Annotated in this window: 16 protein-coding genes and 1 tRNA gene; 3 read left to right on the forward strand and 14 right to left on the reverse strand. The window is 62.9% G+C overall.

Annotated features, from left to right (window positions below; all coding sequences use genetic code 11):
* Positions 1-31: 31 nt before the first annotated feature.
* From ACFOKF_RS05225 to ACFOKF_RS05260, 8 genes are all read right to left on the reverse strand, one after another.
* The gene (locus ACFOKF_RS05225; protein ID WP_380793744.1) at positions 32-7,045 is read right to left on the reverse strand and encodes a hypothetical protein; all 7,014 of its coding nucleotides are present in this window, start codon (positions 7,043-7,045) and stop codon (positions 32-34) included.
* Positions 7,046-7,520: 475 nt separating this feature from the next.
* Positions 7,521-7,596 (reverse strand) — tRNA-Val (locus tag ACFOKF_RS05230).
* 57 nt (positions 7,597-7,653) lie between these two features.
* The gene (locus ACFOKF_RS05235) at positions 7,654-8,661 is read right to left on the reverse strand and encodes a MarR family transcriptional regulator (RefSeq protein WP_380793746.1); all 1,008 of its coding nucleotides are present in this window, start codon (positions 8,659-8,661) and stop codon (positions 7,654-7,656) included.
* Positions 8,662-8,869: 208 nt separating this feature from the next.
* A complete protein-coding gene (locus ACFOKF_RS05240) occupies positions 8,870-9,724 on the reverse strand; it encodes a D-amino-acid transaminase (RefSeq protein ID WP_380793748.1) in 855 nt (284 codons plus the stop codon).
* A gap of 182 nt (positions 9,725-9,906) precedes the next feature.
* Positions 9,907-11,103: a phytanoyl-CoA dioxygenase family protein gene (locus tag ACFOKF_RS05245; RefSeq protein ID WP_380793750.1), complete on the reverse strand. Its 1,197-nt coding sequence runs from the start codon at positions 11,101-11,103 to the stop codon at positions 9,907-9,909.
* A 243-nt stretch (positions 11,104-11,346) separates the two neighbouring features.
* Positions 11,347-12,879 (reverse strand): RNA polymerase factor sigma-54, encoded by a 1,533-nt coding sequence (rpoN, locus tag ACFOKF_RS05250; RefSeq protein WP_380793752.1) that lies wholly within the window; start codon positions 12,877-12,879, stop codon positions 11,347-11,349.
* Positions 12,880-12,924: 45 nt separating this feature from the next.
* The gene (gene lptB, locus ACFOKF_RS05255; RefSeq protein WP_298394095.1) at positions 12,925-13,710 is read right to left on the reverse strand and encodes an LPS export ABC transporter ATP-binding protein; all 786 of its coding nucleotides are present in this window, start codon (positions 13,708-13,710) and stop codon (positions 12,925-12,927) included.
* A gap of 136 nt (positions 13,711-13,846) precedes the next feature.
* Positions 13,847-15,862: a tetratricopeptide repeat-containing sulfotransferase family protein gene (locus ACFOKF_RS05260; RefSeq protein ID WP_380797667.1), complete on the reverse strand. Its 2,016-nt coding sequence runs from the start codon at positions 15,860-15,862 to the stop codon at positions 13,847-13,849.
* Positions 15,863-16,283: 421 nt separating this feature from the next.
* On the opposite strand from ACFOKF_RS05260, the gene ACFOKF_RS05265 reads away from it, so the two are divergent.
* The 3 genes from ACFOKF_RS05265 (at position 16,284) to ACFOKF_RS05275 (ending at position 20,390) form a co-directional block, all read left to right on the forward strand.
* Positions 16,284-18,902, forward strand: a complete 2,619-nt coding sequence (locus tag ACFOKF_RS05265; protein ID WP_380797669.1) for a TonB-dependent receptor — start codon at positions 16,284-16,286, stop codon at positions 18,900-18,902.
* Between the two features lie 345 nt (positions 18,903-19,247).
* The gene (locus ACFOKF_RS05270) at positions 19,248-19,496 is read left to right on the forward strand and encodes a hypothetical protein (RefSeq protein WP_380797670.1); all 249 of its coding nucleotides are present in this window, start codon (positions 19,248-19,250) and stop codon (positions 19,494-19,496) included.
* Positions 19,497-19,589: 93 nt separating this feature from the next.
* Entirely contained in the window at positions 19,590-20,390 is an 801-nt protein-coding gene (locus ACFOKF_RS05275; protein ID WP_380793754.1) for a hypothetical protein, read from the forward strand.
* Between the two features lie 91 nt (positions 20,391-20,481).
* Here the strand turns inward: ACFOKF_RS05275 and ACFOKF_RS05280 are convergent, their stop codons facing one another.
* The 6 genes from ACFOKF_RS05280 to ACFOKF_RS05305 all read right to left on the reverse strand — a co-directional run bounded on the left by ACFOKF_RS05280 (position 20,482) and on the right by ACFOKF_RS05305 (position 24,796).
* Positions 20,482-21,129 (reverse strand): hypothetical protein, encoded by a 648-nt coding sequence (locus ACFOKF_RS05280; RefSeq protein WP_380793756.1) that lies wholly within the window; start codon positions 21,127-21,129, stop codon positions 20,482-20,484.
* A gap of 112 nt (positions 21,130-21,241) precedes the next feature.
* Positions 21,242-21,778, reverse strand: coding sequence for a cytochrome C (locus ACFOKF_RS05285; protein WP_380793758.1), 537 nt, complete (start codon positions 21,776-21,778; stop codon positions 21,242-21,244).
* 126 nt (positions 21,779-21,904) lie between these two features.
* A complete protein-coding gene (locus tag ACFOKF_RS05290; protein ID WP_298394077.1) occupies positions 21,905-22,450 on the reverse strand; it encodes a methylamine dehydrogenase light chain in 546 nt (181 codons plus the stop codon).
* Between the two features lie 24 nt (positions 22,451-22,474).
* The gene (locus ACFOKF_RS05295; protein WP_380793760.1) at positions 22,475-23,077 is read right to left on the reverse strand and encodes a methylamine utilization protein MauD; all 603 of its coding nucleotides are present in this window, start codon (positions 23,075-23,077) and stop codon (positions 22,475-22,477) included.
* Between the two features lies 1 nt (position 23,078).
* The gene (locus ACFOKF_RS05300) at positions 23,079-23,618 is read right to left on the reverse strand and encodes a MauE/DoxX family redox-associated membrane protein (RefSeq protein ID WP_380793762.1); all 540 of its coding nucleotides are present in this window, start codon (positions 23,616-23,618) and stop codon (positions 23,079-23,081) included.
* A 2-nt stretch (positions 23,619-23,620) separates the two neighbouring features.
* Positions 23,621-24,796, reverse strand: a complete 1,176-nt coding sequence (locus ACFOKF_RS05305; RefSeq protein WP_380793764.1) for an amine dehydrogenase large subunit — start codon at positions 24,794-24,796, stop codon at positions 23,621-23,623.
* Positions 24,797-24,997 lie beyond the last annotated feature (201 nt).

Genomic DNA, 24,997 nt, shown 5'->3' on the forward strand with positions numbered 1-24,997 from the left:
GATGCGCCGCCGTTGCCGGATGCAGGGGCAATCAGAATGCGAAGCTGATGCCGCCATTGACGTTGCGCGCACTGTTGCCGTCGTCAAATTCGGCATCGCCGTTCACGAACAGCGACAGGCTGTGGGAAAGGGCGATGTTCAGCCCTGCGCCCACATGCGGCATCGCCTTCTTTCGATTGACGCCGTCGACGCTGTAGCTGGTGTTGGTGCCGGTAAAAGCGCCGGTTGCCCGCAGCGCGTCGCCGCTGACGCGCCACCGCACGCCAGCCGCCGCCCAGGGGCGCAGGCCGGTCTTGCCCGGCGCTTCCAGTCGGATGTCCCCGGTCAGGAAGGTGGCGTCATAATCCTGCTTCGTGATGTCGAGGGCAAAGGCGCTGCTGCCGCTTTCCCGGATCGCGCCGCGCTGTACCGAGACATGGGTGATGCCGATTTGCGGGCCGATCTGCCAGTCGTCGCCAACCGCCAGGCCATAGCCCAGCCAGCCGTCGATCGTCGTGCCGTGCAGGTCATAACGGCTGCGGACGGCCCCGCTGTTCAACGGGGCGCGTTGCGTGTCCGCCCTTGCCCGGTCGAAGATCAGGCTGGCGCCGGCCTTCAGGCCGCCGGCCGCATAATGGAGGCGGCCGCCAAAGACCATTCCGTCCGCGCTGTTGCTGGTGCCGATGCTGCGCATATGCTGGTTGCTGTCGCTGCGGCCGACGAACAGCGCCGCGCCGATCGTGCTGTTGCCATAGCCGATGCCGCCCAGGAAACCGCGGCCATCGACATTCGCGCTGGAAAGGCCGCGCCCATTTGCGCCGAACGTCCGCCAGTTGCCATAGGATTGGCCAAAGGCGTAGAGTCCGGCTTCGTCAGTCAGGCCGGCCATGCGCGTCGTGCGCAGCGTGGCGGCAATGGCGAGGCCATTTTCGATCCCCATCTGCATCGCTGAGGCATAGGGTTCGGGGCTGAGGGTCGATAGCATGGCCGGGCTGGCATAGCCGTCTGTCCCGACCAATATGGGGAAGGCGGCCAGGATGCCGGACGTCGCCTGACCATTCAGCAACAGCGCGTTGAGATAGTCGTTGGTGGCCGTCACCTGCTGGCTCGCGCCATTGCGAAGCTGGAACATGCCGATCAGGTCGATGCTGTTTCCGCTATAGGACAGGACGCCCATGATGCGGTTGTCGCGGGTGATGTTGGCGCCGAAGCTGCCGCTGATCCCGCCGCTGGCGTTGATCAGCGTGTAGTGGCCCGGCGTCAACGGACGCTCGCCGGTCATGGTCAGGCGCGCGCCATCGGCGATGGCCAGCGTGCCGTTGACGACCAGCGCATCGCTGATGGTCGGCGTGAATTCGAACAATGTGTTCGACGTTGCGCCCAGCGCGACATTGCCATTGACCGTCATCGTGCCCGGCGAAGCGCCCGGCGCCAATGTGCCATTGACCGCAATATCGCCATTGACGGTCCCCGCGCTGCCAAAGGTTGCGCCGGACGCCACCATGACATTGCCGTTGATGGTCGATCCGACGCGGCCGATCAACCGGCCGCCATCGACCGCGATCGCCGCAAAGGATGTCGCGCCGCTGAGCGCGCCCGTGCCGGCCTGAACCCGCAATTGTTCGAACGCGGCGAAGCCCGACAGATCCAGTTCGGTTGGTGCGGTATCGGCGCCGGCAAGGTCAAGCTGCACCGTGTCGAAGCCGCCGCCGCCATCGACCCCGGCGGCGAAGGTTGCGCCGCTTTCGATCCGCAACCAGTCGTCGCCATCGCCGAATGTGACCGGGCCTGCGATCGATCCGGCGTTGATCAGCAGATTGCTTCCCTGGCGCAGATCCAGTCCGCCCGCGATCGCCCCCCGGTTGACCAGGCTGTTGGTCCCGCCGGTGGACGTCACCGCGATGGGGCCTGCGGTTTGCAGCACCTGTCCGGGCGCGATCGTCAGCGCCGCGTCGCGCAGGTGCAGGGTGTCGATGGCGAGAGGCCCGTCAACGGTGACGGTTCCCGAACCGCTGACCGTCTGGCTCTCGAAATTGACGAAGCGCTGGAACAGGGCGTTGTTCAGCGTGCCGCCGCCGCCGATGTCGATGATCAGACTGTCATCGCCTTCGCCGCCGTCCACCGTTCCGGTCAGGGTTGCGCCAAGCGCGTGGGTGAAGCTGTCATTGCCCGCGCCAAGGAAGATGTCGCCGTCGATCGTGCCGAAATTGACGATGCTGTCATCCTTGTCGCCCAGGTCGATCGACCCGACGATCAGGCCGCCGGCCCGGTTGACGACCGTGTCGGCCGAACCAAAAGTCTGGATCGCGCCCGCCATGTAGCCGTTGGTGAAGGCGAGGCCGATCCCATCCAGTTCCATCAGGGTGTCTGGCGCTATCATGCCGCCTGCAAGGCCGCGAATGGTGCCGGCATTGTCGATGGACACATGGTCGGCGATCACGCCGATGGCGAGGGAACCCACGTTCTTGTAGGCATCGGGGACTTTGAAGCCGACAGGCAGGGAATAGGGATAGAGACTGGCTCCATCGGTCATCTTGTCGGTCGCGCCCGTTGCCGAGATGGTCGCTCCCGCCGCGTTGGTGATGGCGACGCGCCCGGTGCCGCTGCTGATGGCGTTGACGCCAACCGCAACGACGCCATGCACGGTGTCAGGCAGATCGGGATAGCCATAGTCGGGCATGGGCGATGGCATTAGGGGTGTGAAGGTTGCGCCGCGATCCGCGCGGATCGTGCCCTGATTGTTCAGGCTGACCATGGTGTCTGCGGTAGCGCCTTCTGGCGTCAGAATGTCCCTGGAGAGGAGCAGGGCGGACAGGCCGGATGCGTCGGCTGACAGGGTTCCGTCATTGACGATCGATACCGATTGCGCGCCTATACTGCCTGTTTCCATGCGCAAGGCGGCATAGGCGTCGCTTCTGGTGCTGGTCACCGTCCCGCTATTGCGGATAGCGATGGACTGTGCACGGCTGCTGAGGATGGTTTCGCCGTTGATCGTGCCGCTGTTCGTCAGGCTGAAGCTTTCCTGATCGGCGGCGATGCCGTCATCCTGCAACGGGTCGTCCGCAAGGAAGCCATATTGCGCAAGATTGAAAGCGGAGCCGTCCTGCTGGCCGCCGATGGTGCCGCTGTTGACGAAGGCAACCCGGCGCGCCGTGAGAAAGGCGTTAAGTCCGCTGTTCAGCATCCCGCTATTGTCGATGTTCACATCCTCCGCGTTGACGACGGGATAGCCCGGATAGAACCAGGACTGGCCTACGGTCAGGTTGAGGCTGCTATGCTTGCTTGAGATTGCGCCGCTGTTCGTGAAGTCGAACTGCCGTGCCATGCTTCTGACCTCGGCCTGGCCCAAGATCTGGCCGGAATTGTCGAAGGAGAAGCTGTCACCGCTCGTCTGATTGATGATAACCACCACGGACGGGTACGGCGTCCGCACACCTGAAATCGCGCCGCTGTTGCTGAAGCTGAAGGACGGCGTGCCTGCGCTGGTCAGGGCGACCGTGGGATGGGCATAATAATCGTCATGGGCGGCGCTGATCTCCCCCTGATTGTCGAAGCTGCGCGCAGTGCCCCTGACGCCGCCTTTGATCGCCCCCTTGTTTATGAAGGACAGGGTGGAGCCGAGGCCATAGCGATTTGCAGGATCCGAAGCATCGCCCAGTTGGATGGCGAAATCGGCGCTGTCCAGCCGGTCGGGCTGGATGAGCGGCACGCTGTTCACGATGGTGCCTTCGCCCAGCAGCAGCAGCGTGTCTGCATAGGTGGCGGGATGAGACAGGGTGACGGTCGCATTGACGCCATAGGCGCCAACGCCAGATTTGGTGAACCCGGTGGGAAGGAAGGTCGCGGCGCTGAGGTCGACGCTCATGTCTTCATCATAGGCCCGAACGAAGATGTTGTTTCCGCCGCCAGCGTCGATCTGGCCTGAAATGCCCGACTGGTCGTTCAGCGCCACGACAATATCGTCGCCAGACCCCAGAATCAGGTTTCCGTTCAATGTTCCGCCGCGGTTGACGTAAGTGCTGGCGCCGCCGCTGTACATGAATGTGCTCAGAGCGACGTCACCATCGATGGTGCCCGCATTCGCGATGATGCTGCCACCGGTCAGGCTGATGGCGCGCTGGCCCGTTCCGCCGGCGATCAGGCCACCCTGTTCATTGGCGATATATGCCGCTTCATAATATTGGTCGGACGAGATTGCCGGTGAGCCGTTGCTGCGGATCGTGCCGCTGTTGCGGATGAATGCGGGGGCGGCGCGGACGAGAATCGCTTCGCCGCCCGTCCAGATGGTGCCGCTATTGTCGATCGTTCTCGCGTTCAAAATGCCGATCGTGTCGCTTCCGGCCAATTGCACGATATTGCCATTATTGATGACTGCCGTGTCGTAGCCGCCGCCGCTGCCTATGCCCACGGCATTGTCGAGTTCGATGATGCCGTTGTTGATGACAGTGCCGCCCAAGGCCTGAATGGCGGCAAAACCGTCATAGACATTATGGACAGCCGATGTCGCGGTGATGCGCCCGGCATTGGTGAAGCTGTTGCCCGAACCGACCAGCACGGCCCCCGAAATGGTGCTGTTATACATGCTGGCGGCATTGGTTGCGCTGATATGGCCGTTGCTGGTCAGGTCGACCGCATTGCTCAACACCTGCCCATCGTCATCCTGCCGTATCGAAGCCTGATACAGGTTGATCAGGAAACTGTCCTGGAACTGAAAGGGGTAATCAGGTTCGGTGATGGCGCCGGTCATGTCGGCGGTCAGATCGACCTTGCCCTGACCTGCAAAGCCGATCTGGAAGTCCAGCGGGGAAGCCGATGTCAGCGTCAGGGACGCATCATTGGCCAGATCATAGCCAATGGTCGAGAAGATGCCCGAACGCAGCGGCGTGGCGCTGCTGTCTTCATCGATGAGATAGCGCAGTCCCACGCGGCCCGAACCCGTCACCCGGCCGGTCAGTCCGGCAAATTCGCCCGGTCCGTCATTCGTCAGGGCGGTCGCGAAAATATCGCCATTGCCGCCCAGATGAATGTTTCCGTTCACGATGCCGCCCGCCGCCGCGATGAAGACATCGGCTATATTGCCGCTCAGGTCCACATTGCCGTTGATCACGCCGGCATTGGTGATGCGCGTGCCGCCGGTGTAGGAATAGGAGCCTTCATATGACGAGATGGCGTTCGTGCCGCCGTTGACGATGCCGCCGGCTGCATTTTCGAAAAGGCTGTTCGCGCCGATTTGAATGCCGGAATTGCCGCCGCTTATGGTGCCGCTGTTGACCAGTGCGCCATTGAGCAGCCGCGCGCCGGCCAAAGCGCCTTCAATCGTGCCGCTATTGGTAGACGGGATGTCGAAAGCGCGTCCGCTGATGTCGACGCCGATCCCCTGCATGGAGCGGATCGTGCCGGCGTTGGTCAAAAGCCAGCTGCTGGCGACGGCTGTGCCGTCCGCTTGGATCAGGCCATTGTTGGTGATGGTGCCGAAGGTGATGGCGCCCACCGCGCCGCCGCCTCTGGCGGTGATGACGCCATTATTCTCCATCGTGACACTGGAAGGCAGCGTGACCGCGAAATCGTTCAGAGACGCCAGGATCGCAGTGATCGTGCCGTTGTTGATGAACTGAAAGCTGCCAGGGGTGTTTCTGTCGCTGGTCAGGGCGGGGCCTGTTGCGTCAATCCGGCCGTTCAGGATGAAGCGATTGTTCGAGTCGATGAAACCGATGTCACCCCCGCCAAGGGTCAGGCCGGTCGTCGAGGCGAAGCTTTCCGAGAAAGTCAGGGTCGATCCATTGCCGGCGAGCAGCGACAGGCGCTCGATCGTGGCGGGCAGGGCGATCGCCGTGTCCAGCGTGCGATCTTCGAGGAAGCGGAACTGGAGCGTGTCGATGCCGCCGCCTGCATCGACGATGCCGGTGATGGTGCCCAGGGGATTGTCGAGATTGGCGGCGTCGCCGATCAGCAGGTCATCGCCCGCGCCCAGCAGCAGGCTGCCATTGATGGTGCCGCCGATATTGTCGACCGTGGATCCCCGGTCGCCGCCGCGAACATCGCCGTTGATGGTGCCGCGATTGGTCAGGATCATCTGGTTGCGGTTGACGATGGCGTCGCCGCCGCCGGTGATCGTGCCGTCATTGTTGAGCACGAGATAGCCGTCGCCGGTGATCGCCGTGCCGTTGCTGGTGATGGAACCGTTCAGGCCATTCACTATAGCGAAATACAGGCTGTGGGCGATCGCTGGCCCGTTGCCGTCATTGGTGATGACGCCACTATTCTTTATATGATTTCCATTGCCGTAGGGCCCTTGCAGGACAATGGTGCCGGTGGAGGCGGCGGATCGCATCGTGCCGCTGTTGATGATGCCGACATTGTTGGAATAGGTCGGGTATCGCTCCGAAGAATCGCTATAGGCGGCCAGAGTGCCGCCATCAATCAGGCCTTCATTGGTCAGCGTGCCGACATAGCCGTAAATCGCGCCGATCGTCCCGCTGGCATGGTTGGTGATCGATTCGAACCGGCCGCTGCCGCTGTCGTCCGTGCGCAGCGCATATTGGCCGGTGGTGCTGGCGATCGCGCCGCTATTGTCGAGAATGACGGTGGGGCGCGTATAATAATTATAGCGTATCCCGGAAATGTCGATCCCGGTGGGGCCGGCGATGCGGCCTGTTTGCGAGACGGTGATGTGGGATGTCGTGACATAATAGCTGTCGGGCGCGGCTGCCATCGCGATGGCGCTGGATGTGCCGCCATTCACGGTTCCGTCGATCAGCAATGTCGAATAGTTTCGGGTGACATTGTTCGCCGACACAGGCGATGTGATCAGGATGCTGCTGGCGTCGGGCGCGGCGAGGGTCGCCCCCTGCTCCACGACGATGTCCGATCCGAACTGGGCGATGACGAGTTGCCTGTTTTCAGCACCCGTGCATGTCGTGGTTGCATTGGCCTGAGCCGGGCTAGGCGTGCAATTCGCCTGCGCCGCGCCCGGCGCGATCAGGATCGCGGCGATGGCCGACGACAGCAGAAGAGATGTGTTCCGGCGACCTGCGTCACGCCTGTTGATCGAAAATGCCATCATCATCCCCCTTGGCGTCCCCACGCCACACAGGCTGTTGGTAGGCTGAAAGACAGTATATGGGAATGACAAGTTTATAGATTTTCTGTCTTTTTCGTCGGCATTGACCAATGAGGGTTTCCAGCGCGCAATGAAGCGCCAAGAACCCGTATCAATGTTGAGCTTCAAAATGGTTGCTCATCATGGGCCATATTGTCGGCTCTCTGGCCGTGGCGATGATCGTCCTGCGCGCTGGTCGAGGCGGGCCTGTGTTGAGAGGGCTACCTGACCGGGCGCGTTAGATGGCGCGATGAAGCGTGGATGTCCGGGATGGAGATGTGTGAGCAGCTATGGGTTTGGCGCGATGGCGCCCCTCGCTGTCGCTCGAGAGTTTTGCGGGCAAATGTCCCCCGGGATGGCTTCTTTTCGGCACCCTCGCAGCATAGCTGCTCGGAGTTTTTTGGCCGCCCGTCCCCCGGACGGGCTTTAAAAGCCAAAAAACTGGTGGGCGATGACGGGCTCGAACCGCCGACATTCTCGGTGTAAACGAGACGCTCTACCAACTGAGCTAATCGCCCTCTCGTTGAGGAGGCCGCCTATTGGGGGCAAAAGGCGCGCTGGTCAAGCGGGCAAAGTCAGATCGTGAGGAAGCGGCGGCTGGCGTCGAACCAGCGGAGCAGCGCATCCGTCGCCTCCTGCGCCAGATGGATGAAGATGCGGCGGCCATCCTGAGGATCGGCGTGGCGTTCCAGCAGTCCCTTGTCGCAGAGGGTGCGGATCCAGCGCAGCGCGGTCGTCGGCGGCACGGCGGCGGCGATGCACAGGCTGGAGACGGAGACGCGCTCCTGCTCCAGCCGGGCGGCCAGCAGATCAAGCAGCATGTCCCAGGCCGGATCGGCAAACAGGTCGCCGGGCAGGAAGTCCGCCCGGATACGGCGCGCGCGCAGCAGGTCGCGCACCTGCGTTGCGGTTACGGCCGGGGCGGAAGGGGGGAGGGCGGCCGCCGCGCCCAGCGGCGACAGGGCGGGCATGGCGAAATAGTTGCCCGGTCGATCCGCCATGCGCGGTGCGGAATCGAAGCCGGGCGCGGCGCCGGTCCGTGCTTGCTGGGTCAGCATGTCGATCGTGCGGGCAAGGCGGCCTACCTCCTCGCTCAATTGCTGGAGCCGGGCGCTGTCCCGGTCACGATCATGCAGTTGTCCGGGCAGCGGGCGATGTTCCCCGGCGGCCACCAGTGCGGCGGCCAGTTCGGTCCGGTCCGGATCGCACAGCAACTGGCTGTGCGGGCTGCGCAGGCAGGCGAAGGCCAGTTCGACCGTTTCCCATCCCGCCACCAGAATGACGGCCATGCCGGTCTGGATCGCCTGCGTCTCCACCTGCACCAGCAGCCGTTCCAGCAGCGGCGTGGAGGACGGACAGAAGAGCAGCAGCGCATCGCACTGGCTCTGCTGGTCGAGCCGGGCCGGCGCGTCTTCCAGGCCGACCTTGCCCAGCAGGCGGAAACCCGCCGCAGCGGCGACCGGCGCCATGTCATCCCCGCCGATCCAGTCCGCGATGATCAGCAGACTGGCGCGCTCGTCCTGCGGCGCAATCGGATCGGCTCCCAGCGAAGCGGGCAGGAAATAGGAAAAATCTTCCATCATGGTCCGAATCCTGTTCTATCTTCGTTCCGGAGAATAAAGCAAGAACGGATTGGATCAGCCCGATCTCCAGCCATATCGGAGACAAGATGGAGCAGGTAGGCGCAGGATAGGTCGATTATGGTCGGATCGGACGCTTTCTTCCTCCGTCATGGCGGCAAAACCGGCCCATGCCGGAGGAAATGCCCGGTCCATCCATTATGGAGTCATTTTACACCCCGGTTGCGCGGGCAAAGGCGATGTACAGATCGCGCAGGCGGGTAGCGACCGGGCCGGGCGTGCCGTCGCCGACGGGCTGGCCGTCAATCTTCACCACCGGCAGGCAGAAGGTCGATGCGCTGGTGATGAAGGCTTCGCTGGCGGCGAGCGCTTCCTGCACGGTGAATGCGCGGCGGATGACCGCAAGGCCGCTTTCCTGCGCCAGCGCGGTCAGCGCCGATCCGGTGCAGCCGGCGAGCACCGACTGGCTGTAGGGGCGGGTGATGATGCCCTCTTCGGTGACGATGAAGGCCGTGGACGATGCGCCTTCGGTCACGATGCCCCCTTCCTCGGTCATCCAGGCTTCCTGTGCGCCGGCGTCCTTGGCGGCCTGCTTGGCCATGGCCTGGGCGAGCAGGCCCACGCTCTTGATGTCGCGGCGCGCCCAGCGCAGGTCGGGCATAGTGGCGACGGCGATGCCCGTTTTTGCGGCGGGCATGTCGACGAAATTCTTCACCTGCACGAACATGAACAGCGTGGGTTGCAGGCCGGCCGGGGCGATGAAGTCGCGGGTGGTGTCGGCGCCGCGGGTGATCTGGAGATAGACCAGCCCTTCCGTCAGAGTGTTGCGGGCGACCAGTTCCTTCTGCGCGGCCTCGATCTCGTCCAGCGTCAGCGGCAGGGCGATGCCGATGGCGGCGGTGGAGCGTTCGAGCCGGGCGAGGTGGCTGGCGCTGTCGACCAGCTTGCCGTCGAGCACGGCGGCGACTTCATAAATGCCGTCGGCGAACAGGAAGCCGCGATCGAGCGGGGAGATGCGGACTTCGTCCAGCGGCAGATAGCTGCCGTTCAGATAGGCGACGGACATGGGCGAGGGGCAATCCTTGAGCGTGGGCGTTGCCCGCTGCCTTTGCCGCTCGCGCGGGCGGGGTCAAGCCGGGCGCGGGGTGATGGGGGACGCAAATTTTGGAATAGGGCACGGGCGGCGTCAAGAGCGGCGCGCGCCGGGGGGGCAGGGGCGAGCCGTGCAGCCCGTCCCTGCGACATGCGTCAGATGACGTCGGAATAGTTGGAGCTGAACATCACGCCATCATGCGACAGGCTCTGGAAATTCACCGTGCGCAGATAATGGGGATCTTCATTGACCCCGGTATAATGGGTGACGAGGCTCTTGCGGGTCTTTTCAGGATGGGCGACCCTGGATCCGCCATGCGCCAGATCGGCATGCCAGATCAGCACGTCGCCCGCCTTGCCCAGGAAGCTGTGCTTGCGCTGGCGATAGGTTTCCGCGTCGCGATGCAGGCTTTGCAGAAATTCATCATGGTCATCGGGCTTCTGACTGATCCATTTGTTGATGCCGCCAAATTTGAAATCGGGGGCATGATGGCTGCCGACATAATATTCCAGCTCGCCCGTGCCTTCCGAAATATCCTCCAGCGCCAGCCAGGTCGCGGCGATCGCCATCGGATTGCTGTCGATCTTCACATAGGCCGTATCCTTGTGGACGGGCTGTTGCGACCCGCGCGTGAAGTGAAGCTGCTGGAAGGCGCGGGGCGGTTCTTCGAAAATGGCGGTCAGGAATTCCACGACGGCCGGCGCGCTGGAGGCCGCCCGCGCGGCTTCCAGCCGGGCATAGGTGTCGAGCAGCTTGGTGGGGCCATAGCGATGCTTCTGGTCCACCGGAATGATCTGAACGCCCTTCACATCCTTGGTGAAGGTTTCCATGAAAAGCCCGCTGTCGGTGCTGGCCCAGGCTGCTTCCACCGCCGCATTGACCTTCGCCACCACTTCGGGGGCAACCGCCTGCGGAATGACGACGAAGCCGTCGCGTACGAACTGGAAGATGCGGATCGCGACTTCTTCCGACAGGCCTTCCGTCTGTTTTTGCCGCAGCGTTTCGATCCAGTCCGGCCGGTCGATCCACAGGCTGCCAAAGGCGCTGTGGCCGCTTTGCAGGTTGTTGACGTCCGGGGAGGTGGCCGGCCGGGTCAGAATCTGACCGTTGGGCAGGCGCAGGTTCAGTTGCTGGCGAACGCCGATCGCAAAACTGTTCAGCGGGATGCGGAAGGCGCAGGCACCATCGGGCCGCAATGCCGCCAGGTCGCCGCGCGGCGTTTCAGCAATGACATGGCCGAGGACGCGGTCCCTGAACCGAACCTCGATAGGGACATGGGCATCGGGATAGGCGGAATCATGCGCCCAGCCAGACACTTCCGTGTCGCTCCAGACATCGACATGGTAACGCATCGTGGGTTGGGTGGCCTGGGCAGATGCTTGCGCTGTCGCCGACGCGGCCTCGGATTCCTTCGGCCGATCCTTTGCGCCGCCCCAGGACAATATTTTATCGATCAAGATTTGGTCCCCAGCCATTCATTTGCTTACTGCTAACAGTTATCATATTGACGTTACACTTCAATATGTCGGTGAGACAAACAAGGCAGGGCGGTGCTGCATGTGTCGTCTTTGCATCAGCCGTTCATGTCCCGTCGTTCAGGCCGCCTTGCCCTTGAGCGCCTTTTGCCGGCGGCGCTGGACGGATGAGCCGATGCCCATCGCTTCGCGATATTTCGCCACGGTGCGGCGGGCTATGTCCATACCCTTGGCGCGCAGCATGTCGACCAGAGTGTCGTCGGACAGGATTGCCTGCGGATCTTCGGCCCCGATCAGCGCCTTGATATGGCTTTTGACCGCTTCGGCCGACACCGCGCCGCCTTCTCCGCCCGACGCCGCGACGCCGCTGGAGAAGAAATATTTGAGTTCGTAGAGGCCGCGCGGGCAGGAGAGATATTTGTTGGAGGTTACGCGGCTGACGGTGGATTCATGCATGCCGATCGCGTCGGCTACGGCCCGGAGCGTCAGGGGCTTCAAATGCGCGACTCCCTGCCGGAAGAATTCTTCCTGCTGACGCAGGATTTCGCTCGCCACCTTGATGATCGTCTTTTGCCGCTGGTCGAGCGCCTTCACCAGCCAGTTGGCGCTGGCGAGGCAGTCGGCCAGCCATGCCTTGCTGTTCCTGTCCTGCGGGCCGGTGGACAGTTCGACATAATAGCTGCGGTTGATGAGGACGCGGGGCAGAGTGGCGCTGTTGATTTCGATCGCCCAGCCTTCGCGGGTGGCGCGCACGAACAGGTCGGGCGTCACCGGCGCGGCGCGGTCATGCGCGAATTTGAGGCCGGGTTTGGGATCATAGCCGCGCAGTTCGGCGATCATGTCGGCCATATCCTCCTCATCCACGCCGCAGATGCGGCGCAGCTGGGGCAGGGCGCCCTTGGCCAGAAGATCAAGATTGGCGAGCAGGCGGGCCATGCAGGGATCGTGGCGATCGGCTTCCTTGGCCTGAAGCGCGAGGCATTCCGAGAGGGAGCGCGCGCCGACGCCAGTGGGATCGAATGTGTGGATGACGCCCAGCACCCGCTCCACATCATAGAGCGGCACGCCCAGGCCATGGGCGGTCTGGAGCAGGTTCGCCTCCAGATAGCCCGCTTCGTCGATCTGGCCGATCAGTTGCGTCGCAATGACGATGTCCATGCCCGACAGGGTGGCGCGGGCCTGATCCATCAGATGTTCCTGAAGGCCGATGTCGGGCGCGGCGAAACTGTCGAAATCGGGTGCGTCTTCGCTATAGCCGCCCGACAGCATGTCCATGCCGCCACCGCTGCCGCCGGTGCTGACCCCATCGGTGGCCATGCGGTCGCCCGGACCGTCATCAATGAAGGTGCTGGCGCCGTGATCGACATCGAGCGGGCTGTCCGTGCCGCCCAGCCCTTGCGCGATCAGATCGTCGCTGGCGCCGGTTTCGGCGGAGAGCGCCGGGCGATCCTCCGTGCGGTCGACGCCGTCGGGGGCGGGCTGCGCATCGGGCGCGCCACCCGATTCGAGCAGGGGGTTCTTTTCCAGCTCGCCCGCGACGAACGCTTCAATCTCCAGATTGGAGAGCGCCAGCAGCTTGATCGCCTGCTGGAGCTGCGGCGTCATGACCAGAGACTGGCTCTGGCGTATGTCGAGGCGCGGCCCGAGCGCCATTATCGCCCGCTCCCGTCAGAAAGAAAGGCGCGCGCGACTGCCATCCTAGAGCTGGAAATTCTCGCCCAGATAGAGGCGGCGGACGTCGGCATTGGCGACCAGTTCGGTCGGGCTGCCGGCAAAAAGCACCTGACCACCATAGATGATGCAGGCGCGGTCGACGATTTCCAGCGTTTCGCGGACATTATGGTCGGTGATGAGCACGCCAATGCCGCGCGTCTTCAAATCCTTCACCAGATCGCGAATGTCGGCGATGGAGAGCGGGTCGATGCCGGCGAAGGGTTCGTCCAGCAGCACGATGGAGGGGTTGGCGGCCAGCGCGCGGGCGATTTCGCAGCGGCGGCGTTCACCGCCCGACAGCGCCATCGCGGCGGAATCGCGCAGTCGCGCCAGGCCAAATTCGGACAGAAGCTGTTCGAGGCGTGCTTCGCGGGCATCACGATCCGGCTCCGCCAGTTCCAGCACCGCGCCGATATTCTGCGCGACGGTCATGCCCCGGAAGATCGAGGTTTCCTGCGGCAGATAACCAAGGCCCAGGATCGCGCGGCGATACATGGGCAGGTTGGTGATGTCCTGCCCGTCCAGCACGATGCGGCCATGATCCGGACGGACGAGACCCATCACCGAATAGAAGCAGGTCGTCTTGCCCGCGCCATTGGGACCGAGCAGGCCGACAACCTCCCCCTTGCCCACGGTCAGCGACACATCCGACAGCACGACGCGCTTGTCATAGCTTTTGGCGATCGAAATGACCGACAGGCCGTCGCCCACCTCCTGCGGGATTTGGGGACGGGCGTTGGCCGTCCTGTCCGGGGTCATCACATCATCCATGCATCTATCCTTGCAGCCGTAAGACTAAGCACATCTTAAAATTGGAGCGCTCACGGCAATTGGCAAGCTTTGTGCATGGGATGGCCGCGGGGGCAAGGGGAAAATGATGATGCAGGCCGGGTGGCGGCGACGCGTCCTAGCGATCCCAACTCGTCAGCGTCGGTCCCAGCGCGGTTTCCAGCGGCCCGAGCCAGGCGGCGAAATGGCGCCATTGATCGAGGCCATCGGTGAAGATGGGACGGCGCACCTGTTCGGAACTGGCGGTGCGCACGGCGCGCTTGTTGCGCCAGAAGGACAGGCATTCCTCCTCGAACGGGAGGCCCATATGGTCGAGCAGCCGCGCCACTTCGCCCGGCGTGTCGGCGACCATGCGTTCATAAAGGACGCGGTGAACCCGGCCGGGGAGGGCGGTGTCGATCGCCGCCATATGCTCCACATAGGTCCGATAATAGCGGCCAATGTCGGTAAGGTCGTAGGTGAAGGACTGGCCGCGCGCGAAATGCTGTTTCCAGCCGGAAAAGCAGCAGCCCATCGGATGGCGGCGCGCGTCGATGATCCGGGCATTGGGCAGGATCAGATGGATCAGGCCGGCATGCTGCCAGTTATTGGGCAGCTTGTCGATGAAGTGGGGTTTGTCGCTTTGCCGGTGGATGCGGGTGCGGTCGAGATATTCCTCGCCCAGCCGCGTGCGGTCCGCCGGGGCGAGCGCGCGGAGCATCGCGTCGAAATCGGCAAATTCGCCTTCATCCACGCGCGATTGCAGCCGGCCGGCGATCGCCATCATGTCGGGCAGCTCCATGGTGCCTTCGACCTGGCTGTGGCTGGACAATATCTGTTCGACCAGCGTCGATCCCGCGCGCGGCAGGCCGACGATGAAGATCGGATCGGACGCGGGGCAGCCGCCATCCTTGCGGGCGGCGAAGAAGGGCGCGGTGAAGCTGCGGGTGGCGGCGGCGACTTCGGCGGCGAAGGCGTCGGCATCGTGCAGCACCATGGCGCGGCGCAGGCGGTTGCCTTCATCATAATGGTCGAAGGCCGCGGGATAGTCGCCCGCATCCTCCAGCGCCTTGCCCAGCGAGAAATGGAGGTGAAAAATATCCTCCTGACGGGCTTCGGCGTCGGGTTCCAGAGAAGCGAGCGCCCGCTCCATCGCCACTATGTCGGCGGGGTCAAGCGTCACCGTCTTGAGATTGGCGAGGCTCCACCAGGCTTCGCCCATTGTCGGTTGATGCGTAACCGCCTGCCGATAGGCGTCGACCGCCTCCGCCTGTTCCCCCAACGTCTTGAGCGCATGGCCCAGATTTTGCCAGACTTGCGGCTGCTCCGCTTTGGCGGCGAGCAGCGCTTCGTAGATCGTGCGCGCGCCCTGCTGATCGCCCAGCCGCACCAGCACCGACGCCTTGAGCAAGGCATAGCCGGGATTGCGCAGCGGCGACCCCTGGAGATGTTCGGCATGGATGAGCGCCTGCGCCAGATCATTGGTCTGGAGCAGCAGGCGGACGAGGAAATCGCGGGCGAGATCGAAACCGGGGGCGGTGTCGACCGCGCGCTGCACCAGCGCCAGCGCCGCTGTCATGTCGCCCTGACGCCAGTGGATTTCGCCCGACAGGCGCAGCGCGGGCGGATCGTCGCGGTCGGCGAGCAGCGCCTGCGCCGCGTCGAACCGCTCCTCCCGCATGGCGATGGCCGCTTCGAGCAGGGCGCGGTCGCGCGTGGCGGCGTGGACGCCCGACAGGTCGGCGCGCCAGCCATCCTGATCGCGCCCCGCCCGGCGCAATTGCGCGCCCAGCAGGAACCAGCCGCCCGCCACCGCTGGTTGCTGCGCGGTCAGTCGCTCCAGCGCGGCGATCGCCTGATCGGTTGCGCCCGTTTCGCTGGCCGTCTGCGCCAGTTCCCAGAGGACGGCGGGAATGTGCGATTGGGTGCGGGCGAGCGCGGTCAGCCGGTCAAGCGCCGCCAGCGGTTGGCCGAGCCGTCGCAGCGCCTGCGCGGCGATAAGCTGGGCGGGCGGCAGGCCGGGAGATTGGCGCAGGATCGCTTCGGCCTGCGCCAGCGCGGCGGCGGGGTCGCTGTCGAGCCGTTGCGCGGCATCGGCGAGCGCCTGATGCGCGGCCTGGCCGGAGCCGGCGGCGCGGGGAAGGGGACTGGTCATCGTGCCGGCGGCGGCCATGGGCTGTCCTAAATTCCTGTGTCGGATGCAGCATGCCGGGGATTTTGCAGTTGCGCAATCTTAGTTGTGCGCCGCCGCAACTAAGCTGTTGACTCCTGATTGTGTTGCCGCATTATCAAAGTTGGACAAGCGTCCTGAATGGATTGCGTCCAAGGGGTTTATAGTTGGAAATATCGGGCTGCGCCGGCGCGCAGCATGTCCGGTGGCATTGGTGCTTCCGGCCGTGGTCGTTTGCGCGCTGGTGTTGGCTGCGGTCCGCCTGTGTCCGTCGGGGCATGGTGCGGTGCGTCAATGTCATGCGGGCAAACCGTGGGCGATAGTCAGGAGAGCGAGGCGAGAGGCGTGGTTTCTTCAGGGGGAGTCCAACGGAATGAAAGTCCAGTCTCATCGCCGGTCGCAATTGATGAAGATACTGGGGGTGACAACCATCCTGGCGGGGCTTGCCTCCCCCGCATTCGCGCAGACAGCGCCGGCCGATGCCGCCGCAGCGCCCGAAGAACAGGGCTTGAGCGAAATCGTGGTGACGGCGACGCGCAGCGCGCAGAGCATCCAGAAGGTGCCGATTTCCATGCAGGCGCTGGGCGCGGAAATGCTGGTCGAACGGCAGGTGAAGGGCCTGACCGACTTTGCCGCTTTGCTGCCGTCGGTGTCGTTCGAAGGCATCGGGCCGGGCCGCAACACCGCCTTCTTCCGCGGCATCGTGCCCGCGGGCGGCGCCTATGCCTCGGTCGGCTATTATCTGGACGATATTCCGATCACCGGGACCGAAGTGCCCGACATTCACGCCTATGATCTGGAGCGCGTGGAGGCATTGTCCGGGCCGCAGGGCACGCTCTATGGCGCGGGCTCGCTGTCCGGCACGATCCGCCTGATCACCAACAAGCCCAGTCTGGACAAGTTCGAGTTCGGTTACAACGTCGAAGCCAATAAATATGGCAAGGGCGATTTTGGCGGGCAGCTGGAATCCTACATCAACGTGCCGGTCAGCGATACGCTGGCGGTGCGGGCCATGGGCTATTATAGGCGCGATGGCGGCTATATCGACAACACGCCCAACAATGGGAAACTGAACGATGGATCGCCGGCGGTCTATAATCTGGGCGATACCAATCCGCTGACTTTCTACAATCTCGACAATAGCGACATCGCCAAGGATGATTACAACACGATCAAGGAATTTGGCGGGCGCCTGCAATTGCTGTGGGAGCCGGTCGATGGCTGGTCGTTCAACCCGTCCATCACCGCGCAGAAGCAGGTGGCGCGCGGCTATTTCGGTTATGATCCACGCGTCGGCGATCTGGAAGTCCATGACTATGACCAGACCAAGAATGACGACCGCTGGTATCAGGCGGCCATGTCGATCCACGGCCATATCGGCGATTTCGAGGTGGTTTCAGCGACCGGCTATTTCAAGCGGCGCACCCGGACGCTGAACGACTATACTTATTATACCGTCACCTATGACGGGTTCGGCGGTGGCTATGAAAGCTATTTGCAATTTTTCGATGCGGCCGGGTGCAGCGGATCGGGCGATAGCCTGAAGTGCACGACTTTGCTTGATCCGACGCAATATTATCATGCCGACACCAAGCGGAACAAGTTCACGCAGGAATTGCGGATCAGCACGCCCAAGAGTTGGCCGTTCGACGTGACGGTTGGCGGCTTCTATCAGCGGCAGTCGAACAAGCTGAACACCTATTATGCGATCCGCGGTCTGGAAAATGTCGTGGGTTACACGGCGGCCTGCGCCTATTCGGTGGTCGAAGATGTGTGCGACGGCAATGAAACCACGCTGGATGGCTTTGGCATTCCGGAATCGGCCGGCGGTACGATGGTGGTCGGCAATCCGGCGGCCAAGGGCGACGGCTATTATATTGTCGAGCAGAACCAGCTTTATCATGACAAGGCGATCTTCGCCGAAGGTCATTACAACATCACGCCGACGGTCAAGATCACGGGCGGCATCCGTTACTTCTGGACCGATTATTCGGTCGTCGGGTTCGCCGGCGTGGCGGCATCCGCGCAGGGGGTGGGATGCGAAACGCCCCTGCCGGCCGATCAGCGCCTGACCTGCCTCAACACCAATCCGCTCGCCACGGACCGGACCGGGCGGTATAAGGAGGATGGCGAAACGCACAAGATCGCGCTCGACTGGCAGATCACGCCGGACAAGATGGTCTATGCCAATTATTCGACAGGCTTCCGCCCCGGCGGCTTCAACCGGCCGCTGCGCATTCGCGCGACGGCGACGAAGCCGTCCTTCCTGGCCGAAGTGCCTTCGTTCGAGTCCGAAACGCTCACCAACTATGAGTTGGGCGTGAAGACGACCTGGAACAATATCTTCCGCCTGAATGCGGCGGTCTATTTCGAAAAATGGAACAACATCCAATATGGCGTCGTCGTCGCCGGGGCGCAGGGCGCGGGCATGACCGGCAATGCGGGCAAGGCCGAGGTGAAGGGCATCGAATATGATGCCAGCCTGAAACTGGGCAAGATCACCATCAGTTCGTCCGGGGCCTTCAACGACGCGAAGTTGAAGGGCGATTTCTGCAACTTCGCGGTCAACGCCGAAACGGAGTCCATCTCCCAACTGTCGACCTGCTCGCAGGGCACTTTCACCGAAGGCAACCCCCCGATCCCGACCGTCGCGGCGGACGATGGCACGCGCCTGCCGCGCCAGCCCCGCTTCAAGGGTACGACGTCGATCCGCTATGACACGATGCTGGGCGGTTATGACGCCTTCCTTCAGGGGGCGGCGTTGTACCAGACCGGGGCGACGCAGGATCTGAACGTCAACGCCAACGAACTGCTGGGCAGCACCAAGGGCTTTGTCAGCTTCGACTTTTCCGGCGGCATCAAGAAGGGCAGCTGGAACCTCAGCTTCTTCCTGCAAAACGCCTTCGACAAGCGCGGGCAGCTGACCAAGAATACCTTCTGCTCGATCGACTTCTGCGCCAATTCTTCGCGCACCTTCACGATCAAGCCGCAATTTTTCGGCATCCGCTTCGGTCAGAAATTCTGATCGGTCGATAGTGGAAAAGGGAGAACCGCCGTCGGATCGGGGAGATTCGGCGGCGGTCGTCCTTTTGACGGAAATTGCCAAAGCGACGGGCCGTGGCCTTCGGGCGGCCGGTCGAGCGGGTATTTTCTGGTCGGGTTAATCGGCAATTCAGGTCGGTTTTTGGCGGATTTGCGTGCTTTTCCCTTCGGCTTCAACTCAACTGGCGAGATGCACAGCCGGTCAGAATCTCATTGTCGGAATTTCCGCGCTCGGCTTCGTCTGTTGCGGCAATGTTACCGATAAGGAGAATAAGATGTCGCCGTCTCTGACCAAATTGGCCCCCTGGCCGTCGTGCTGGTGGGTTCCATGGCACTGGGTGGCTGCGCCACTAAAGGGTTTGTCCGCGAACAGGTCGCGACCGTGAACCAGCGCGTCGATGCGCTGGATTCGAAGTTGCAGACCACTGACGGCACCGCGCGCCAGGCGCTGGCCGAAGCGCAGTCGGCATCGGGCCAGGCGCAGCAGAACAGCCAGCGTCTCGACCAGCTGAACGGCCGCGTCGACAGCGTCGAGCAGCGCATGGCCGAAGCGCAGCGCAAGCGCGCGCGCAACTGACGATTGCTTTCATAACCAGAAGATCATGACATCCTGCGTCGGCGCCCTTTTCCCTTTTCAGGCGCCGACGCCTTTCCCCGAGTATCCCCACGCATGATCAGAATTTTCCCGGCGCTGGCCGGGTTCGCGCTGCTGACGGTTGGAGTGGCCGATGCCGGGCAGGCCGCGCCGGTCGCAGCCAAGGCGCAGACGAAGAAGGCGCCGGCAAAGAAGGCTTCGGCGAAAAAAGCAGGGGCGAAGAAAAAGCCGGCTGCGGCGGCCAAAGCCCCGCCTGCGCCGCCAGTGGTTCGGTCGGCGCAGGCCGAGCAGGTCGCCCAGTGGGTTGAGACTTCGCATGATAATCGCGGCCTTCCCTATGTCATCATCGACAAGAAGGGCGCGCACGCCTTTCTGTTCGACGCCAAAGGCAAGCCGCTGGCTGATGCGCCGGTGCTGATCGGCATTGCGCCGGGGGATGATGCGACGCCGGGCGTGGGCAGCAAGTCGCTGGCTGAGATCGGTCCTGCCGAAAAGACCACGCCGGCCGGACGCTTCATCGCGAAATTCGGCGTGGCGGCGGGCAAGACGCGGGTCTTGTGGGTCGATTATGCGACGTCGGTCGCGCTGCACATGATTCCGCCGGGCAACCCCAAGGAGAAGCGGCGCGAACGCATGTTGTCGCCTGCGATCGATGATAATCGCATCACCTTTGGCTGCATCAACGTGCCGAAGGTTTTTTACAATCAGGGGGTCAGCCCGTTGTTCAAGCGCAAGGGCGGGGTCGTCTACATCCTGCCCGACATCAAGCCGATCGAAGAGGTTTTCCCCCGGTTGCGGGTTCAGCCTTTCCTGAACGCGGCGGCAGAGCGGGTGAAGGATAGGGCGACCGACATGGCGACCGCTGCGCCGGAATAAGTCTGCGACGTGGCGGCGCATTATTGGGCCTGGAAGGGTGGGAAGGGGACGGTCGACTCTGGGATGAGTTTAGCCAATATCAGTCGTCGGTTCAGGCTTGGCTTGCGTATGGATTAGCCATCACATTCCCCGGAAGTGACAGCCAATGAACCAAATCCGTCCGATAGCCTTCATCTTTTTCGTTCAGTGCAGCAAACCCTTGAAGCATATCAATATCAAGAAAAACCTCTGCATATCGGCCATTCTCAACGCCATCTTCTAGGAATAGTTTCATGTGAACTGGTTTTTTGGCAACTAAAGATGGATCTGAATTTATACCGACCGCAAAACATTCGACTCTGCTGGCGAATTTTAATTCATTGATAACGCCATGGCCTTTGTTCCCAAACAACTTTCTTACGAACCCTTCATTTTTTGGTCGCGGTGTGGAAATGCCATAATAAGCTGCGAGCAGGGTTAGGAGGCGATCACTTTCAATTCCGCAGGAACAAAGTGTTATCGGTCCCCAAAAACTACGAAAAGCATCATTTTCTTCGCCATCGATCTGCTCTTGCCATCCCGAAACCGGAATGATCGCAATAAAGCCAACTGGTTCATATGGAGTCGCATCAGCACGGAATTTTAGCTGCCAGAAATTCGCTTTCTCATCATAGGCTGTTTCGACAATCTCGAAGGTCATGTCACACATCGCCGGAAGGCCGCCGCCCAACTCTTCCAAATTGCAAAAAACGTGAACCATCGGCGCCCCCTTAGACTGCGAACCGCATTTTTGTCTGCTCACGGTGGTTAACGCAAGGAGTTCAGATGTCCACTTCTGGTCGCTTCCTGACCATCCAAACCTATGCTGCAGCCTATCCCTTTTGCCCCGGATAGAGGAGGCGCAGGGAGGCGGGGGCACCGCATTGGCGGATGGCGCTGTCGACCTGGCGGGCGCGTTCGGCCTTGAGCATGGTGGTGGACAGCGCCTGCGCACGTTCGCGGGCGATCTCATCGGCGGTGAAGGGCTTTGATCCCGATGGCGCGCTGGCGCCGCCCAGTCCGAACACGACATAGTTCATCATGTCGGCCAGTTGCTGATTATCCTTGATCCGGCTGTGCGCGACATTGGGCAGGCGGATCAGATAGGCGCGGGCCGCAGGCGTGCAGAGAAACCAGCCGACCCGGCCGCGCAGTTCGGGCAGTTGGGCGGGCGCGGTGCTGCCATTGACGCCATGGCAGCCGGCGCATTGTTCGACATAGTCGGCGCGGGCCATCTCGGGATCGGTGATGGCAGCGGGCAGCAGGCCCATGGGCGGTAGCGCGGCGCGCAACCCGGCGGTGGCGCCGAGCAGGAGCAGGGCGGAGCCAAGGATGGGACGGACTGAGCGTGACAGCATGTCGGTCGACATATTCTTTATCTGCGCCGTTTCCCTATCCATCCGTCATTGCAAGCGTAGCGTGCCGAAGGCGGGCGAAGCCCAACCAATCCATAGTCGCGCGCATGATTGCTTCGCTACGCGTGCAATGACGAAATGTCAGCTTGCCGCGCCCACCATGACGGCGGTGGAGCAGTGATAATCCATGCTGCTGGTGCCGAAACACCAGATCACGTCATTGTTGAGCTGGGGCATGTAGAGCTGGGTTTCGCGGTCGGTATTGTCGCAACCGCACTGGCCGCAGGCGGGTTTGCCGCAACAGTCGCGATAGGCGATCAGATAGGCTTTGCCGTCATCCGGGTTGATGCAGGTGCCGACCCAGCTGACCGGCGAAGGCTCCGCGCCCGGCGGGCAGCTATGAATGCCGCCGCCGCAACAGGTGCATAGGGCCCCGTCGATCGCGCAATAGCGCCAATAGTCGCATTTGGTGTCGTCCTTCGTCTGCGCGGTGCGGGCGAAGAAAGTCTTGGCTTCGGGCGATCGGTCGGGCTTGGCGGCTTCGGCGCGGCTGACGGGCAGCAGCGGGAAAGCGGGCGCGGCGACCAGGGCGGCCCCCAGCCGCGTCAGCATCGACCGGCGCGAGGAGCCGCCGGCGAAGGTGCGCAGCAGCTTTTCCCCCAGGGCGTCAGCGTTGAACTTCTTCATCTGTCGTTCCCCCAAAATCGAATTTTACGCCGCCTGCGCCTTCAGGCCGCCGATATAATCCTGCACCGTGCGGATGCCCATTTCGTGGGCGACGATCAGGCTTTCGAGATGCTCGCGGCTGTTGACCAGCCCCTTGGACAAGATCGCGCCTTCGGCGTCGAGCAGCACGGCGAAGGGCAGCTTGGCGACTTCATAGGCTTGCCCAACCTCGGGACCATTGACGAAGGCGTAGCTTTCCAGCCCATGCTGGGCGATCATGGCGCGCTGGGCGGCGACATCATCATCGCCAACGAAGGTCAGGGCGACGCGCTCCGCATGGGCGAAGCTGGTCGCCATCGGGATCACCGCCTTGCAGAGCGGGCATTGCGCCGACACGAACAGCAGCAGGCGCAGCGACACGCCATGGGCGTGGCCGCCGATCGTCACCGCCCTGCCATTGAGATCCTGCGTCACGATCGCGCCGGTGCTGCTGCCCACGGACGGGCCGCCGCTGGTGGCCAGCGCGCCGGCCGGGGCGACGCGAATGTGCAGCACGCCCACCTGCCGCGCCAGCGCCAGCAGCGCGACGACGAGGCCGAGGATGACGATCCAGGAGACGATCTGCGAAATGATGAGCGAAGTCAGCATATTATCTCCGATGAGCGGGCGACGCGGCGAGCGCCGTCAGCGACTGGAACAGCAGGCAGAGAAGCGCGATGGCAGCGCCGCCGGCGATCGCGGTGGCAAGGTCCATCACGCCGAAAGTCGGGGCGGGCGGCAGGCGCAGGCCCAGCAGCGCGGCGAGCGCGATGTTGCGGGCGACCAGCGGCCAGCCGATCGGATGACGCAGCGCGCCATGGCCGCAACCGCAATCGATATGGCTGCGGCCGCGCACGATGTTGATCGCCATCGCGCCTGCAAAGAGCAGCAGCAGCGCCATCGCCGCGACGACCGCCAGCGGATGCAGGCCGATCAGCAGCGCTGCGCCGGTCGCGACCTCCGCCAGTGGCAGCGCCGTGGCGGCCGGGGCGACCAGCGCGGCGGGCAGCAGCCGGTAATTGGCGATCACGCCGGACAGCAGGGCGCGGTGCCGCCATTGGGCGATGCCGGCGGCCAGAAAGAGCAGGCCGACGGCGATCGAGACGGTCAGGCCGAACAGGGCCAGCGCCTGCTCTACCAGTGTTCCCACGGTCAATAGACCTCCGGTACGGTGATGACGCCGCCGCCGGCCTTCTCGATCTTGTGCTTTTCTTCGCCGGTGGCGACGTCCAGCACCAGCGCCTCACCCTTTTCGCCGTTCATATAGAGCAGCGGCTTGGCGGTCTGCGACACTTCGATATTGTTCATCGGGTCTTTAAGCGTGAAGCGCTTCACCACTTTTTGCGCGGCGACGTCGACCTGCCACACTTCATTGCCCGATTCCTTGTGGGACCAATATTCGCCCTTGTGCATCAGCACGAACAACATGCCGGTCGCGCGGTGCAGCGCCATGGGCTGGCGGCCGCCGGGATACCAGTTGACCTCCAGCGGCTTGGTTTCGCCGACGCGGATGCCGGCCGCCGTCTGGATCGAGAAGGGCGCGGCGACGGTCGGGCTGGCGCTGATCTGGGCGACGTAAATCTGGCCGGTATAGGTGAGGAAGGTGGTGGTCTTCTTCTTCCGGTCATAGGCGAAATTATCGAAGATCGGATCATTGGTCGCGTCGAAGAAGGGGGCGGTGTGGGTGATGTCGCCCTTCGCACCCTTTACCGCGACGGTGGCGATCGACCCGTCCGAACAGAGCGCCGAAAAGCCGACGCCCGGATTGGGCATCAGGCTGGCGCAGCCGGGCAGTTCGATTGCGGCGGTGAACTTCTTCTTCGCCAGATCGACGATGTTTACGCCCGACGTCGGGCTGAAATCATAGACATAGGCGGTCTTGCCATCGTCACTCACGATGAAATTATTCTTGCGCGATCCGATGAGGATGCGGCCGGGCAAGGGAATTTCGGTGACGAGGTTCAGTGTCTTGCTGTCATACACCGTCACCATGTCCTGCCGGGTGCCGCGATCAACCTTCGACCAGATGGTTTCGGCGACATAATAATATTGGCCGGCCGGATCGATCGCCATATCGGCGAGGCGGCGGGTTTCGACCATGCCCTTCATCTTGCCGCTTTCGCCGTCGAAGATGCTGGTGCCCGGCATATCCCACCCGCCGTCGACATAGAACCATGTCGGCTTGGGCGGATCGATGGTCAGAACATCCGATTCCTCCGGCTCCAGCGCGGCTTTGGTGTCGGCCAAGTCGGCGTGCGCGATGGCGGCGCTGCCCAGCAACAGGGCGGAGAAAGCGGCGGCGAAAATCCTGCGTGTGGCGTTCGACATGCTGGCTGATCCCCCTTGGTGCCTGCTGCGTCGATGACAAGGTTTGACACCTGTCCAGATTCGGTCAAGGGGGTGAAACGGTCTGGCAACAAATAAATGTTGCGGCGCGATAGGTTTAGGGTTTTTTGAAAATGCGCGAAAGAGCGCGTTTTCATTGCGGCACCGGCCCACACCCCCACCCGACTACCCAGACATGGTATC

This window comes from Sphingobium rhizovicinum, from assembly GCF_042647625.1.
Taxonomy (GTDB): domain Bacteria; phylum Pseudomonadota; class Alphaproteobacteria; order Sphingomonadales; family Sphingomonadaceae; genus Sphingobium; species Sphingobium rhizovicinum.